This window comes from Photobacterium phosphoreum (assembly GCF_002954725.1).
GTDB lineage: Bacteria > Pseudomonadota > Gammaproteobacteria > Enterobacterales > Vibrionaceae > Photobacterium > Photobacterium phosphoreum.
In genome coordinates this window covers 878,945-895,605 of record NZ_MSCQ01000002.1, presented here as the reverse complement: position 1 = coordinate 895,605, position 16,661 = coordinate 878,945, and the positions used below count along the sequence as shown (strand labels likewise).

Here is a 16,661-nt window from a genome sequence, read left to right as displayed (position 1 = left end):
CAGACATAAAAAATGCCAGCCTAAGCCAGCATTTTTCTTAACTTATCAAAGAATGATAAATTAGATAGCTACAACGTTTGCAGCTTGAAGACCTTTTTGGCCTTGCTCTACTTCAAAAGACACTTTTTGGCCTTCAGCAAGAGTTTTGAAACCTTCAGAAGCGATAGCACGGAAGTGAACGAATACGTCAGCACCGCCGTTGTCTTGAGTAATAAAACCAAAACCTTTCTCTTCGTTAAACCATTTTACTAGACCAGTTGTTTGATTAGACATGTGATGTCCCTTATTAGTTGAGATTAATTAACCGCTAAAATGCGATGTGCTACGTGGTTAAATTATTAATGATACTGCCAATACAAGGGAAACACAGAGACACAAAACGAAAACGTCAATGTAACTTTAGTTTAACTTTTACTTGGTGTTGCATTTAATAACTCTTAAACAACAGAGCGAGACGGATAATAACAGTTATGCTGCTGATGTACACATATTTTTGTATGCTTTTTGAAAAGAACAACACAAAATGAGGGTTTTTCATTAAAAATTAAAGTTTAACGTGTTGATATTATTGAATTTAAATGATGTTCGGCCATGACTGGTGATTTTTCTTCATTGTATACATAATCTAGCGCATTGGGGGACATTATTATGCTAGAGTACTTAATATGTAATTTAGCTTATGATTAAAACAAAATGCTAAATTGACGGTGTAAGTGTAATCGTCGTTCGTGATTAAGTGGTATGTAACAACATATTAATCAAATAGATGAATAAAACAGGGGAAGCAATAATGACTCATGAAACTAAAACAATGGAAGTACCTGTTGCTATCGCTGATAGAGTACAGGCACTTATTGACGGATTTAAAGCGAAAGAAATATTTAAGGCTGAGCGTAAAGCTATCGTGAATAACTTTCTGGCGATGGATGGTCTTAGTTGTGAGATGGCGGTTTACAGCTTGCCGCAAAATGAGTTGCTTGATACGCTTCGATTTGTCTATGAATTATCGGGAACCAATAGTAAATTCATCACAAATATCCTGATTCAATCAAGAGAAAACCCTAAGAAAGTATTGTCTGATGCTCAGAGAACGGCTGCTAAGAGTTTATTATTTAACTTGATTAATGATCCATCAGTAGTATCAGCGATGAAAGAAATTTAATCGCTGTAAATGCTGTAAATAATGACAGATGATAAAAAACCCGCATTGGTTCTCTTATGATAAGAGTGCCATGCGGGTTTTGTTTATCCGTAACGTTTAACGATTATGGTTTATTTTTGTTGCTGTAGATGTAGTTTTTTACAGTGCTCATTCACCTCATCAAAATGATGTAATGTTTTTTCATTCGGTTGTTCGCCTTTTAAGCTAACCACAACTAATGTAATTGAGGCCAGTAAGAAGGCTGGAATGATTTCATAGAGGCTAAAGAGGGTTGAATTTGGCCATGCTGAATGAGCGGCAATCCAACCAAGTACAACGGCGGCACCGACAATCATACAGGCGATAGCACCATGCGCACTGCAACGACGCCAGAACAATGAGAATAAAACGACGGGTCCAAATGCTGCGCCCATACCCGCCCAAGCGTGTCCTACAATAGATAAAATCGTACTTTGTGGGTTGCTGGCAAAAATCATTGCTACTAATGACACCACCACAACGGCTAAACGGCCAAGAAGAACTTGGGATTTCTCAGTGAGTTTGATATCAAAGAAATGGGCCACATCTTCTGTTAATGCACTTGATGATGCTAATAATTGTGCCGCAACTGAGCTCATGACAGCAGAGAGAACTGCCGCTATTAGTATCGCTGCAATCCAGGTAGGGAATAAGCCTTTTGCCAACTCTAAAAAGATCATCTCATTATCGAAGTTATGATTTGCTCCTGAGTAGTACATTGCACCAGTAATACCGACAGCAAATGCACCGACTAAAGAAACCACCATCCAGCTCATACAAATTTTACGAGCGACATTCATCCCTTTTACATCACCAATCGCCATAAAACGTACGAGGATATGTGGTTGACCAAAATAACCCAGTCCCCAAGCAAGTAATGACAGCACGCCAATCGTGCTGGTGTTGTCACTAATAACAGAAAAATAATGGATCGGTAATACACTTTGGTCAATGTTGGGAGCGAGGTTGTACCACGTTACTATTGGCGTAATTAAGAGTGCAAAGAACATCAATGAACCTTGAAAGAAATCGACCCAGTTTACCGCTAAGAATCCACCAATAGAGGTATAAACCATTAAAAAGATGGCACCGATCCATACCGCTTGTGTATAAGGAATATGGAATAAGGTTTGAATTAAGAAAGCACCACTCACAAAACCAGCAGCAGCATAAAGTGTAAAGAAAATAAGGATAACTAATGCAGTCATTAATCTGAGGGTGCGATTACCACTTCCAAATCGGGCATAAAAATAAGAGGGGATTGTTAATGCATCTCCGACATTCTCAGTATAAATACGCAGTTTTCTTGCGACAAAATGCCAGTTTAAATAAGCACCAATAGTTAAACCAATCGGTAGCCAGATTTGATCTAAGCCTGAAACAAAGACAGCGCCAGGTAAGCCTAGTAATAACCAACCACTCATATCTGAAGCGCCAGCACCAAGTGCGGTAACACCGGGGCTTAAACTTCGTCCTCCAAGAACATAATCTGAATTTCCTTCGGTTTTTCTCGCTGCGACTATGCCGATAGCGAATATTATACAAAAATAAATCGCTAACACGATATAGTAAGTAGACATTGAATCTCCCTTATTGTCTGAACAGTAGCTTTTAACTAAGAAATTATTTATGGCTATTAAAAATACATAAAATAGGTTAGCTATGCAAATTAAAGATTAATGAGTATTTGTTATACGTAGTATTTTTTGTTATTTAATTATTGATTTATTAAGTTGCTGCTGAATGCCTGTTTTTATTTAATTGATTTAAATCAGTAGCTTATTTTAATTCTGTTGTTTTGCAATCAATATTTTATTTTGATGGATTGGATGTTTATTTTAGTATGAAATCTTTGTTTGTAATTAATAACTATTCGATAATATGAGTTTTTTGAACGTAATTATTAAGTTTTAGCTGTGTTTATATATATATTATAAGGGGGAGGAGAGAGTAATTATTTACCTTGGTTATGATTTATTTTTATATGAATTAGACTTTTTTCTAATATAGAGGTAAATAAAATACTGTTAGCTACTTTAAAATAAAACGAATAGTTAATGATGCAGATTACCAACAGTAGGATAATTTTTTGTTCAGTGCTTGTCCTTGATATTGATGCATAATATCGCTACTGCCAATATTTTGATAGTGTCATTAATCGAAAATTTGAGGCTAGATATTTTGCTCATACATCTATTTATAGTCCACCACTATTAGCATGTAGCATGTAGCATGTAGCATGTAGCATGTAGCATGTAGCAATGCGATGTCATATGAATTTGTCCTGAAATGCTTAAGCTTATTCCTTTTAATTTTTAGGGATATTGGTTGTGATTATAAAAAAAGACTATTTTTGTGACTAATAGTGATGATATTTATATAATAAATAAATTTAATGCGAAGTCTGGTATTTATTATGTTGTATATATAAGTATAGATAGAGTTTTATATATTATTTCTTGTTTTAATGTATATGTCAGTGTTATTTATGACAATAAAAATATAGAGAGTGGTAGATGATACATAATATAAGTGGTGGTTTATATAGTGGGTTTTTATATGATAATAAACACGAGTAGCGTTAAGTTAACTCGTGTTTATACATGAGATGTATTGCTATCTATACATTATTTTTATTACCATTCATTTAATATTTCAACGTTGACTGGGGAGTTTTTTGTTAAAGTATTAAGGTTGGTAGTATTAAATAAATCTTTATTATAACTAATGCAAATAATATCACCTGAAATTTCTTCAATATAACTAGACATCCCATTAATTCCAATGTCATCTCTTTCTGAAATGTTTTCTGTTAAAGTTTTTGGTATATTAATATAAACTTTAAGAAAATTTCCTTCTTCAATAATATCTTCAACAATAGCAACACCTTTTATTTTTCCAGTTAAGCCTCCTCTCCCAACGGTTACGCCAAATTTTGGATGTATTTCTAAATTTACATGGTTACCAACGTCTAACGAATCAAATGTTGTTGTATTAAGTGCTTGATCTATATCAAAATAAACGACATCACCAGTAATGCGTACAACAGTTACGGAGCATCCATTTAAGAGCATTACAGTGTTTTTTTCAACTAAATCCAAGACGTTTTTTGGAAAGATAATACCGTGCCTTTGGGTCTCATCATTTTTTGATATTTTTTTAATAATTCCAGTTCCCTGAACTATACCTTTGAACATAATAATCTCCTTCTGTAGGTAATATTATTTAAATGAAGTTATTCATTTTTTAATTAGTCTAGTGGTAAAAAAATAAAATTCAACAGTAAATAATGTTTTTTGATTTTAAATCTGTTTTTAATAAATAAATTATTGATTTTTAAGTTCTGTTTTTGTTTGTTTCATTTAAATATTTATATTTAAATTGATGTTTTTAATTACAGTCTATGCTTGATAAGAAGATGATTTATAAGAAAATGTATACTTAATGATTACTGTTTTATATTTATACTGATTTTTATGTATTATTGATTTTTTATCTATTTATAATGTCCAAATTTACTTGTTGACCAATTTTCATTGTAATATTTATTATTTTACTTGAAATCTAAACTTCTAATATTATATGTAATAAAATGCTCCTGTTTTATATTTTTAGATGTTTAAAAATAGTTATAAATTAATAAATAACAAAGTTAGATGCTAAAAGTGTGATATTTACCTCATAAAATTAATAATGCGTGAATACTTTACATATTAACCTTACATGCCCAATAAAAATTAGCTAGGCTATGTACATGCTTATGAAGCAGGTTTGTATGCTTGCTGGGTATGTGCAGCAGGGTAATTTAAGGAGATTGTATGATAAAGAAAATCCCAATGATTATTGGTGGCGCAGAGAGGGATACTTCAGAACATGAATATCGTGAGCTCACACTCAATAGCTATAAAGTTAGTATACCTATCATAAATCAAGATGATGTTGAGGCGATTAAATCACAAAACGTTGAAAATAACTTAAATATCAATCAGATAGTAAACTTCTTATACACTGTTGGCCAAAAATGGAAAAGTGAGAATTATTCTCGTCGACTCACCTATATTCGAGATTTGATAAGATTTCTCGGATATTCTTCTGAAATGGCCAAACTAGAAGCCAACTGGATCTCAATGATCTTGAGTTCAAAAAGTGCCTTATACGATATTGTTGAAACAGATTTAGGTTCTCGTCATATTGTAGATGAATGGTTACCTCAGGGGGATTGTTATGTCAAGGCTATGTCAAAAGGAAAATCCGTTCATTTGTTAGCAGGTAATGTGCCTCTATCTGGTGTTACTTCTATTATTAGAGCAATTTTGACTAAAAATGAATGTATCATTAAAACATCATCGGCTGATCCATTTACGGCAATAGCATTAGCTTCAAGTTTTATTGATACAGATGAGCACCATCCAATTAGTCGTTCAATGTCGGTAATGTATTGGTCTCATAGCGAAGATATTGTAATCCCACAACAAATTATGAATTGTGCTGATGTTGTTGTTAGTTGGGGTGGACATGATGCAATTAAATGGGCAACAGAACATACACCAGTAAACGTCGACATATTAAAATTTGGGCCGAAGAAAAGTATTGCGATTGTTGATGATCCTGTAGATATTACAGCTTCTGCTATTGGCGTCGCTCATGATATTTGTTTTTATGATCAGCAGGCCTGTTTTTCAACCCAAGATATCTATTATATAGGCGATAACATTGATGCGTTTTTTGATGAGCTTGTAGAACAATTAGATATATATATGGAGATATTACCAAAAGGCGATCAAACATTTGATGAAAAGGCATCATTTTCATTAATTGAAAAAGAGTGTCAATTCGCAAAATATAAAGTTGAAAAAGGTGATAATCAATCTTGGTTATTGGTTAAATCACCGCTAGGATCTTTTGGTAATCAACCATTAGCTAGATCTACATATATTCATCACGTCTCGGATATATCAGAAATAACGCCTTATATAGAAAACAGAATTACTCAAACTGTAACTGTTACTCCTTGGGAGTCATCATTTAAATATAGAGATGTTCTAGCCTCTCATGGTGCAGAGCGTATTGTTGAATCTGGGATGAATAATATCTTCCGTGTCGGTGGTGCGCATGATGGTATGAGGCCTCTTCAACGTTTAGTTAAATATATTTCACATGAAAGACCTTCTACATATACAACCAAAGATGTGGCAGTAAAAATCGAACAAACACGTTACCTAGAAGAAGATAAGTTTTTAGTCTTTGTACCATAAAAAGGAATTAATATGAAAAGTGAAAACAATTCTGTGCCAATTGATCATGTTATAAAAGTTGATAATGACCAATATATACGTGTTTGGGAAACAATCCCTAAAAATCAAGGTGATAAAAGAAATAATACTATTGTTATTGCTTCTGGTTTTGCTCGAAGAATGGACCATTTTGCAGGTTTAGCAGAATATTTATCGACCAATGGATTTCATGTTATTCGGTATGATTCACTTAATCATGTTGGATTAAGTAGCGGTGAAATTGATCAGTTCTCAATGTCAGTCGGCAAGAAAAGTTTATTAACCGTTATTGATTGGTTGAAATCAGAGCATGGTATTGATCAAATTGGTTTAATTGCATCAAGCCTTTCTGCTCGAATTGCTTATGATATTGTTGCTGATGTTAATTTGTCTTTTTTAATTACCGCCGTTGGTGTGGTTAATTTACGAAACACTCTTGAACAAGCACTTAAATATGATTACTTGAAGATGGAAATTGATGAAATACCAGAAGATCTAAATTTTGATGGATATAATTTAGGTTCAAAAGTATTTGTTACAGATTGCTTTGAAAATAACTGGGATACATTAGATTCAACTATAAATAAAACGAAGAATTTAAATTTCCCTTTTATCGCTTTTGTCGCCAATGATGACAGTTGGGTACAACAGCACGAAGTTGAAGAATTAATGAATAATATTAATTCAGATAAAACCAAGATTTACTCTTTAATAGGTTCATCACATGATTTAGGTGAAAATCTAATAGTGCTAAGAAATTTCTATCAATCAATTACGAAAGCTGCGATTGCATTAGATAGTAATTTATTAGGGTTAGCGAGTGAGATTGTTGAGCCACAATTTGAAGCTCTTACAATTGCTACAGTAAATGAACGCCGCTTGAAAAACACAATAAAAAGTAAGTCATTAGTTTAATTACAACTGATACATAAACCAACCAAAGGAATATATTATGAAATTTGGAAATATTTGTTTCTCATATCAGCCCCCAGGTGAGTCACATAAACAAGTCATGGATCGCTTTGTTCGTTTAGGTGTTGCATCAGAAGAGCTAAATTTTAATACTTACTGGACTCTAGAGCATCATTTTACTGAATTTGGTCTAACAGGTAACCTTTTTGTTGCTTGTGCTAACTTACTTGGTCGAACCACAAAATTACATGTTGGCACAATGGGAATTGTACTTCCTACTGCTCACCCTGCGCGTCAAATGGAAGACTTACTACTTTTAGATCAAATGTCAAAAGGTCGTTTTAATTTTGGTGTTGTACGTGGCTTGTACCATAAAGATTTTCGCGTCTTTGGTGTAACAATGGAAGATTCTCGTGCCATTACTGAAGATTTTCATACCATGATTATGGATGGCACAAAAACGGGTACACTTCATACTGATGGGAAAAACATCGAGTTCCCAGATGTTAACGTTTATCCAGAGGCGTATTTAGATAAAATTCCAACATGTATGACTGCGGAATCAGCAGTAACAACGACTTGGCTTGCTGAGCGTGGTTTACCGATGGTGCTTAGCTGGATTATTACAACCAGTGAAAAGAAAGCTCAAATGGAACTCTATAATGCTGTTGCTAGAGATAGTGGTTACAGTGAAGAGTATATTAAAAACGTTGATCACAGTATGACCCTCATCTGTTCTGTAGATGAAGATGCTAAAAAAGCTGAAGATGTATGCCGTGAGTTTTTGGGAAATTGGTATGACTCATACGTAAATGCGACCAATATCTTTAGTGAAAGTAACCAGACTCGTGGTTATGATTATCATAAAGGTCAATGGAAAGATTTCGTTCTTCAGGGACATACTAATACGAAACGTCGAGTTGACTATAGCCACGATTTAAACCCTGTCGGTACACCTGAAAAATGTATTGAAATTATTCAACGTGATATTGATGCAACAGGTATTACTAATATTACCCTTGGTTTTGAAGCGAATGGTTCAGAGGAAGAAATCATTGCCTCTATGAAACGTTTCATGACACAAGTTGCACCATTCTTAAAAGATCCAAAATAAATCACTTAGATTAACGTTAATAAATAATATAAGGAATATAACATGAATTTTGGATTATTCTTCCTCAACTTTCAGCCTGAAAACACATCGTCAGAAACTGTTTTAGATAATATGATCAATATGGTGTCTCTGGTTGATAAAGATTATAAAAACTTTACAACTATTTTAGTCAATGAGCACCATTTTTCTAAAAATGGTATTGTCGGTGCCCCGATCACTGCTGCGAGCTTCCTATTAGGGTTAACTGAACGTTTACACATTGGTTCTTTAAATCAAGTTATTACAACTCATCACCCGGTTCGTATTGCAGAAGAAGCAAGTTTACTTGACCAAATGTCAGATAGTCGTTTTATTCTAGGTTTAAGTGATTGTATTAATGATTTTGAGATGGATTTCTTTAAACGTCAGCGTGATTCACAGCAGCTACAATTTGAAGCTTGTTATGAGATCATTAATGAAGCAATCACAACCAATTATTGCCAAGCGAATAATGATTTTTATAACTTCCCTCGCATCTCAATTAATCCTCATTGCCTGAGTAAAGAGAATATGAAGCAATATATTTTAGCTTCTAGTGTGAGTGTTGTTGAGTGGGCGGCTAAAAAAGCGCTGCCACTGACATATCGTTGGAGCGATAGCCTTGAAGATAAAGAGATTCTTTATAAGCGTTATTTAGACGTTGCAGCAAATCATAATATTGACGTTTCTAATGTCGAGCATCAGTTCCCACTGCTTGTAAATTTAAATCATGATCGTGATGTTGCTCATCAAGAAGCAACAACCTATTTAGCAAGTTATATTGCCGAGGTATATCCGCATCTAAATCAGCAACAAAAAATGGCTGAACTTATTAGCCAACATGCGATTGGTACTGATAATGATTACTATGAATCAACATTAAATGCGTTAGAGCGTACAGGTTCAAAAAATGTATTACTTTCTTTTGAATCAATGAAAAATCATGATGATGTTGTAAACGTGATTAATATGGTCAATGAGAAAATTCAAAAGAATTTACCAAGCTCGTAAACATAAAGGTGGCGGTGTTATTATGAATAAATGGAATTACGGAATTTTCTTCGTTAACTTTTATAGTAAAGGCGAACAAGAGTCATCAAAAATGATGAATAATGCGTTAGAAACATTACGCATTATTGATGAAGATACATCTATTTATGATGTGGTTAATATTAATGATCACTATCTTGTAAAGAAAGATAGTGAAGATAATAAGTTAGCGCCTTTTATTGCACTAGGGTCTAAATTATATGTGCTTGCTACCAGTGAAAACACAGTTGATAGCGCAGCAAAATATGCATTACCGCTAGTTTTTAAATGGGATGATACAAACGAGGAACGACTTAAATTATTGAGTTCCTATAATACATCCGCAAGTAAATATAATCAGAATATAGATTCGGTTCGACACCAGCTTATGTTACATGTCAATGTTAATGAGGCAGAAGCTGTAGCAAAAGAAGAGCTAAAATTATATTTTGAAAACTATGTAGCATGTACACAACCTAGTAATTTTAATGGCTCGATTGATAGTATTATTCAGAGTAATGTGACAGGGTGTTATAACGATTGTTTGTCATATGTAGCGAATCTTGCTGGTAAATTTAATAATACTGTGGACTTCTTACTTTGCTTTGAGTCAATGCAAGATAAAAATAAGAAAAAATCAGTAATGATAGAACTTAATAATCAAGTTATTAAGTTTCGCCAAGATAACAATCTAATCTAATCTACAATCATTGCCGCTTATAATGGCAGTGCTAATTTAAAGTTCTGCCATTATATTTAATTATATCTTAAATAGGATTAAACATGACTATTATATTAGATACTTGCGAAAAAGATATTATTGTAAGTTCAGAGATCGACGATATTATTTTTACATCCTCACCTCTTGATATTACTTATGATGAACAAGAAAGAATAAAGCATAAATTAATATTAGAATCATTTCGTTATCATTATAACAATAATGAAGATTATAAGTTTTTCTGTAATGCTCAGGGGGTTGACGGAAATATTTCATCACTTGACGATATCCCTGTTTTTCCGACTTCAATGTTTAAGTATGCAAAAATATGTACAGCAGATGAGTCTAACATTGAAGACTGGTTTACAAGTAGTGGTACTAGTGGTGTAAAAAGTTATATTGCTCGTGATCGTGTAAGTATTGAACGTTTACTGGGTTCTGTAAATTATGGAATGAAATATCTTGGCTCATTTCATGAAAATCAGTTAGAGCTTGTTAATATGGGGCCCGATCGTTTTAATGCTAAAAATGTTTGGTTTAAGTATGTAATGAGTCTTGTTGAATTATTATATCCAACCACATTTACGGTGAATAATGATGAAATAGATTTTGAACTTACCATTAAAAGTTTAAAAGAAATCTATAATAAAGGTAAAGGCATTTGTCTCATTGGTCCTCCATATTTTATTTACTTATTATGCCAGTACATGAAAGAGAATGATATTGAGTTTAATGCTGGTAATCGAATCTTTATTATTACTGGTGGTGGTTGGAAAACTAAGCAAAAACAAGCGCTAAACCGTCAAGATTTTAATCAACTATTGATGGATACCTTCCACTTAGCACATGAAAGTCAGATTCGAGATACATTTAATCAAGTTGAATTAAATACCTGTTTCTTTGAAGATAATCGTCAGCGTAAGCATGTTCCGCCATGGGTTTATGCACGTGCACTTGATCCTGTGACACTAAAACCTGTTGAAGATGGTCAAGAGGGTCTTATTAGTTATATGGATGCATCATCAACGAGTTACCCAACATTTATCGTTACTGATGATATCGGTATTATTCATACTATTAAAGCGCCAGATCCACTCCAAGGTACTACGATTGATATCGTCCGCCGTTTGAATACCAGAGAACAAAAAGGGTGTTCATTATCAATGTCATCAGGTTTAAAATAGATCATAAGGAAGATGTATGATTTTAAATTGTAAAATAATTAAAATTGAAGCTTCTGAATGTAATATTTTTAAAGTATTTATTAAGCCTGATAAGTGTCTCAATTTCAAAGCTGGGCAATATGTTTTAGCGTATTTAGATGGTAAAAAATTACCTTTTTCAATTGCTAATTGTCCAACATGTAATGAGCTTATAGAGTTACATGTTGGAAGTTCGGTAAAAGAAACAGCAGTTAAATCTATTTCTTACTTTGTAGATGCTTTTGTGAATAGCGATGACATACAAATAGATGCACCTCATGGTAATGCTTGGTTACGTGAGGGCAGTAATTCGCCATTATTACTTATTGCTGGAGGTACAGGACTATCATATATCAATAGTATTCTTAGTAATTGTGTAAATAGGAATTTACCTCGTTCTATTTATGTTTACTGGGGAGTTAATAATATTGATTTATTATATGCAGACACTCAATTAAAAACACTTTCTAGCGACTTTAGTAATGTTAAATACGTGCCTGTTCTAGAAAACTTTGATAATAGTTGGTATGGAAAAAAAGGTAATGTTATTGATGCAATAATAGAAGATTTTTGTGATTTATCAGATTTTGATATTTATGTTTGCGGCCCTCAAGGCATGACTTATAGTGTTCGAGAAAAATTAACATCACTTAAAAAAGCGAATGCTGATAAAATGTTTGCTGATGCTTTTGCATATATGTGATCTTAATTTAAGTTAATAAAAATTAAAAAAACTTTAAATTCGCTATGAGGTTATATTTATATGAATTGATTTTTAACTCTATTTTTTGGTTTGTAATATTATTATTCTCTCAATAAATAGAGTTATTACTAAATTTGTAATTAACGTTAAGTTCAAGTTTTTGATATGTTTGTTAGGGATTTTGAAAAATATTAATAAGATATTACCTGTAACTTCAGTAATTTTTATTCAATAGGAAATAATAAAGGAATGATTATGACGTTAAGTACAGCCCAAGAAATCATTGAGGATATTCGCCAAGGGAAAATGGTTATATTAATGGATGATGAGGATCGTGAAAATGAGGGCGATCTTATTATTGCATCAGATAAAATCACGCCTGAAGCAATAAATTTTATGGCAACTTACGGTCGTGGTTTAATTTGTCTGACATTAAACAAAGCCCGTTGCCTGCAATTAAAATTACCTTTGATGGTGAAGAACAATACCGATAAATTTGCAACCCCGTTTACTCTTTCTATAGAAGCGGCTTCTGGGGTTACAACCGGTATTTCAGTAAAAGATAGAGCGCGCACTGTTCAAGCGGCTGTAGCGGCAATGGCGACATCGGAAGATATTGTTATGCCTGGACACATTTTTCCATTAATGGCTCAAGATGGCGGTGTATTAACTCGCGCAGGCCATACTGAAGCTGGTTGTGATGTCGCGCGATTAGCAGGATTAGAGCCATCCAGTGTTATTGTTGAAATATTGAATGATGACGGTACGATGGCGAGACGGCCGCAGTTAGAAGTCTTTGCTAATAAGCATGGCTTAAGGTTAGGTACTGTCGCTGATCTTATTGAATATCGAAATAAATATGAAACCATGATTGAACGTATTTCTGAGTGTAAATTGAAGACTGAATATGGTGAATTCAATATGATCACTTATCGAGATAAAATTAATCATCAAATTCATTATGCGCTACAAAAAGGTAATATTGAGCCGAATTCTCAAACCTTAGTGCGAGTGCATTTACAAGATACATTTAAAGATATTCTGCAAACAGGATCGAATCGATGGACATTACCCGCCGCGATGAGTCGTATTAGTTCTGAAAATGGCGTTCTTGTTATAGTAACTAAACCAGAAGATCCTGAAATTGTAATCAGTAAAATTCAGAATCTAGCTTTGGGTAATCAAGAAACGCCAGTGATTAATAGTCAATCACGTCAGGTTGGATTAGGTTCGCAAATATTATCAGATCTTGGCGTTAGAAAAATGCGTTTATTATCATCTAGTCGTCAGCTTTATCATTCATTATCTGGTTTCGGTCTTGAAATAGTTGAGTATGTGTGTGATTAAGTTTCGATACAGTAATAAGACTAGCCGTTATTTATACTAAAATTAATTATAAATATTATAGGAGTACCCATGAAGCTAATTGAAGGTGCCACCGTAGCACCTAATGCTAAAGTTGCTATTGTAATTGCACGTTTTAATAGTTTTATTAATGACAGTTTATTATCTGGCGCGCTTGATGCGTTGCAACGTCAAGGTCAAGTTAGCGATGATAATATTACTATAATTCGTTGCCCTGGAGCTTATGAGTTACCTCTTGTTGCCCAGTTTACGGCCAAAACTGATCGTTATGATGCAATTATAGCTTTAGGTGCTGTTATTCGAGGTGGTACACCGCATTTTGAATATGTGGCTGGTGAATGTAATAAAGGTCTTGCGCAAGTCGCATTAGATTATAATATTCCAGTTGCTTTTGGTGTGTTGACTGTTGATTCAATTGAACAAGCGATTGAACGTGCTGGCACTAAAGCGGGAAATAAAGGTGCAGAGGCTGCATTAAGTGTACTTGAGATGGTTAATGTTTTGGCTCAAGTTGAATCTTAACTATATAACGGTTTATTAAAATTAAGTTACGAGTGTTTAATTACACTCGTTTATAAATACAATACCGAATAGTTATTAAGTAATGAATATTAGTCATATTCGTTGATTAAGTTTGTTGTTATCGAAAGAGAATAAATACTTCTTTATTTCACATGGAAATATTTAGGAATATTATGGTCAATGTTAGGGAAAGAGTACCTTTAAACGTGGGTATTAATAGTGATATTCCTGCCGAGTTGCTTTCGTTTAATGGTCTTGAATCGGGAAAAGAACATATAGCACTTATTTTTAAAGAAGCAGATAAAATATTGGTTCCTTTAGTTCGTATGCATTCTGAGTGTTTAACGGGCGATGTTTTTCATTCATCACGCTGTGATTGTGGAGAGCAGTTAGTTGAAACTATTGAAAAAATGACTGAGCAAGGTGGTATTATTTTATATTTGCGTCAGGAAGGTCGCGGTATTGGGCTCTATAATAAGATCGATGCTTATAAGCTACAAAGTCAAGGAATGAATACTTATGAAGCGAATAATTATTTAGGTTTTGATGACGACTTACGAGAGTTTTCTGAAGCAGCTCAAATGCTTACTGCTCTTGGTATTCAGAATATACATTTAGTGACGAACAATCCTAAGAAAATTTTTGATTTACAACAAAACGGTATAAATATTGTAGAAGTTGTTGGAACTAACGTTCATTTAAAAGATGGCAACGAGGGCTATTTAAAAACCAAAGCATCTTATGGTCATCATCGTTTTAATTTTGACAAATGAATAACGAATAATAAATATTGATTGTTGCAATGAATAAAATAAGCCTCTCTGTTGACGAGGCTTATTTTATTTATAAAGAATACGAATAAAGTTAAAGTTACGCGCCTAAAATAGTTTTAAGATCGGCCTCTGGGGTTGAGATTGAACGCATATCGAATTTTTCGGCAATAATAGCCAATAGATTATCAGTTAAAAATACAGGTGCCGTTGGGCCGGTGTAAATACCTTTAACTCCAAGAGCAAATAAGGTCAGTAGGATCACAATTGCTTTTTGTTCAAACCAAGATAGCACTAACGTCAGCGGTAATTCGTTAATACCACAATCAAACTCTTTCGCTAATGCGAGTGCTAACTGAATCGCGGAATAAGCATCATTACATTGACCCACATCGAGTAGTCGTGGAATACCATTAATGTCGCCAAAGTTATTTTTATTAAAGCGATATTTACCACAAGCTAAGGTTAAGATCAGTGAGTCTTGAGGTACTTGTGCGGCAAAATCCGTAAAGTAACTACGTTCTGCTTTATCGCCGTCACAACCGCCAACAAGGAAGAAGTGGCTGATATTGCCTTGTTTAACTTGATCGATAACCGCGGGTGCTGCATTCATTAATGCATTACGGCCAAAACCGATAGTGATCATATGTTCGATTTCAGTGTGCTTAAAGCCGTCTAATGCTAATGCACAATCAATCACTTGAGTAAAATTATCGTCTTCAATGTGTACTACATCTGGCCATGCCACAATGCTGCGAGTAAAGATACGATCGGCATAGTGGCCCACATTAGGGTTAATTAGGCAGTTTGATGTCATTACGATTGCGCCAGGGAAATTAGCAAATTCAAGCTGTTGGTTCTGCCAAGCACTACCGTAGTTACCGACTAGGTGAGGGTATTTCTTCAGTTCAGGGTAGCTGTGAGCAGGTAACATTTCACCATTAGTGTAAACATTAATGCCTTTACCTTCAGTTTGTTGCAATATTTTTTCAAGATCGTGTAAGTCATGACCTGAAACTAAAATACATTTGCCTTGAACCGGTTTAACGTTAACTTGACTGGGTACTGGGTGACCAAAGGTGTTGGTTTCGCCTAAATCAAGCATCTCCATCACTTTGTAGTTCATTAGACCAATTTCCATTGAGCATTCAAGTAAGGCATTCAGATCGGTTGGATCGGTGCCTAGCCAGCCCATGATGTGATGGTATTGGGCGTAAATAGCATTGTCTGTTTGTTCTAAGACACGCGCATGCTCCATGTAAGCCGCCGCGCCTTTGAGGCCATATAGACACAATAAACGTAAACCAATCACATCTTCATTAATGGTTTCATAACCGCGGTTAACGGCTACTTGTGGCGCAAACGCTAAGATAGCATCAATATTTTGTGGTAATTCAAATTCAGCCACGGCTGGTAGGGGCGGTAATGACTGTTGTGTCAGTGTCATCGCAGTAATAACCGCTTGTTTTAGGCGTGCCTTATAACTTGCAGCAAGATGGGTCAGCGCTAAGATACGATCGCGATCAAAGTTAACATTGGTTAAGGTGGCGAAGAATGCACGTGGTGCCCAATGATTGATTACATCATCAATAATATTAAATTGATGAGCAAGATCTGCCCAATATGATACCCCTTGTAGCGTGTAAACTAATACATCTTGTAGATCTGAAATTTCAGCGGTTTTACCACACATACCTGCGGCATAAGCACAGCCTTTTTTCTTTGGCGCTTCAAGGGTTTGTTCACATTGAATACAGAACATTAAAAATCTCCAGCGTTTGATTATCTAATTATAAATATTATCTAATCGCTACTTAGCATTAACTATGCCACTTTTTATATTGTTGTTTTT

At 34.2% G+C, this 16,661-nt stretch carries 15 protein-coding genes; 11 read left to right on the top strand and 4 right to left on the bottom strand.

All coding sequences use genetic code 11. From position 1 onward, the window contains the following. Positions 1 to 60 precede the first annotated feature (60 nt). A complete protein-coding gene (gene cspE / locus BTO21_RS15925) occupies positions 61 to 273 on the bottom strand; it encodes a transcription antiterminator/RNA stability regulator CspE (protein ID WP_045028318.1) in 213 nt (70 codons plus the stop codon). 517 nt (positions 274 to 790) lie between these two features. Between cspE and BTO21_RS15920 the strand changes: the two genes are divergently transcribed. Then, the gene (locus tag BTO21_RS15920) at positions 791 to 1,162 is read left to right on the top strand and encodes a hypothetical protein (protein WP_045028363.1); all 372 of its coding nucleotides are present in this window, start codon (positions 791 to 793) and stop codon (positions 1,160 to 1,162) included. A gap of 110 nt (positions 1,163 to 1,272) precedes the next feature. Here BTO21_RS15920 and putP read toward each other — a convergent pair whose 3' ends face one another. Next, positions 1,273 to 2,760: a sodium/proline symporter PutP gene (putP, locus tag BTO21_RS15915; RefSeq protein WP_045028320.1), complete on the bottom strand. Its 1,488-nt coding sequence runs from the start codon at positions 2,758 to 2,760 to the stop codon at positions 1,273 to 1,275. 1,056 nt (positions 2,761 to 3,816) lie between these two features. After that, a complete protein-coding gene (locus BTO21_RS15910) occupies positions 3,817 to 4,377 on the bottom strand; it encodes a hypothetical protein (RefSeq protein ID WP_105026910.1) in 561 nt (186 codons plus the stop codon). 621 nt (positions 4,378 to 4,998) lie between these two features. Between BTO21_RS15910 and luxC the strand changes: the two genes are divergently transcribed. The 10 genes from luxC (at position 4,999) to BTO21_RS15860 (ending at position 14,812) form a co-directional block, all read left to right on the top strand. After that, complete coding sequence (gene luxC / locus BTO21_RS15905; protein WP_045028323.1) at positions 4,999 to 6,435, top strand: long-chain-fatty-acyl-CoA reductase LuxC; 1,437 nt, start codon at positions 4,999 to 5,001, stop codon at positions 6,433 to 6,435. Positions 6,436 to 6,447: 12 nt separating this feature from the next. Further along, positions 6,448 to 7,368 (top strand): activated long-chain acyl hydrolase LuxD, encoded by a 921-nt coding sequence (gene luxD, locus BTO21_RS15900; protein WP_045028325.1) that lies wholly within the window; start codon positions 6,448 to 6,450, stop codon positions 7,366 to 7,368. A 37-nt stretch (positions 7,369 to 7,405) separates the two neighbouring features. After that, positions 7,406 to 8,479, top strand: a complete 1,074-nt coding sequence (gene luxA, locus BTO21_RS15895) for a luciferase subunit alpha (RefSeq protein WP_045028328.1) — start codon at positions 7,406 to 7,408, stop codon at positions 8,477 to 8,479. A 42-nt stretch (positions 8,480 to 8,521) separates the two neighbouring features. Beyond that, on the top strand, positions 8,522 to 9,508 hold the full coding sequence (gene luxB / locus BTO21_RS15890; RefSeq protein WP_045028330.1) for a luciferase subunit beta: 987 nt from the start codon (positions 8,522 to 8,524) through the stop codon (positions 9,506 to 9,508). 22 nt (positions 9,509 to 9,530) lie between these two features. Then, positions 9,531 to 10,226 (top strand): LLM class oxidoreductase, encoded by a 696-nt coding sequence (locus BTO21_RS15885; RefSeq protein ID WP_045028332.1) that lies wholly within the window; start codon positions 9,531 to 9,533, stop codon positions 10,224 to 10,226. A gap of 83 nt (positions 10,227 to 10,309) precedes the next feature. Then, positions 10,310 to 11,431, top strand: coding sequence for a long-chain-fatty-acid--protein ligase LuxE (gene luxE, locus BTO21_RS15880; protein ID WP_045028333.1), 1,122 nt, complete (start codon positions 10,310 to 10,312; stop codon positions 11,429 to 11,431). Positions 11,432 to 11,447: 16 nt separating this feature from the next. Continuing rightward, positions 11,448 to 12,152, top strand: a complete 705-nt coding sequence (luxG, locus tag BTO21_RS15875; protein WP_045028335.1) for a flavin mononucleotide reductase LuxG — start codon at positions 11,448 to 11,450, stop codon at positions 12,150 to 12,152. Positions 12,153 to 12,407: 255 nt separating this feature from the next. After that, complete coding sequence (ribBA, locus tag BTO21_RS15870; protein ID WP_045028338.1) at positions 12,408 to 13,499, top strand: bifunctional 3,4-dihydroxy-2-butanone-4-phosphate synthase/GTP cyclohydrolase II; 1,092 nt, start codon at positions 12,408 to 12,410, stop codon at positions 13,497 to 13,499. 69 nt (positions 13,500 to 13,568) lie between these two features. Continuing rightward, a complete protein-coding gene (gene ribH, locus BTO21_RS15865) occupies positions 13,569 to 14,039 on the top strand; it encodes a 6,7-dimethyl-8-ribityllumazine synthase (protein ID WP_065207663.1) in 471 nt (156 codons plus the stop codon). 173 nt (positions 14,040 to 14,212) lie between these two features. Then, on the top strand, positions 14,213 to 14,812 hold the full coding sequence (locus BTO21_RS15860; RefSeq protein ID WP_045028339.1) for a GTP cyclohydrolase II: 600 nt from the start codon (positions 14,213 to 14,215) through the stop codon (positions 14,810 to 14,812). A 97-nt stretch (positions 14,813 to 14,909) separates the two neighbouring features. Here the strand turns inward: BTO21_RS15860 and hcp are convergent, their stop codons facing one another. Then, positions 14,910 to 16,571, bottom strand: a complete 1,662-nt coding sequence (gene hcp, locus BTO21_RS15855; RefSeq protein WP_045028341.1) for a hydroxylamine reductase — start codon at positions 16,569 to 16,571, stop codon at positions 14,910 to 14,912. Positions 16,572 to 16,661 lie beyond the last annotated feature (90 nt).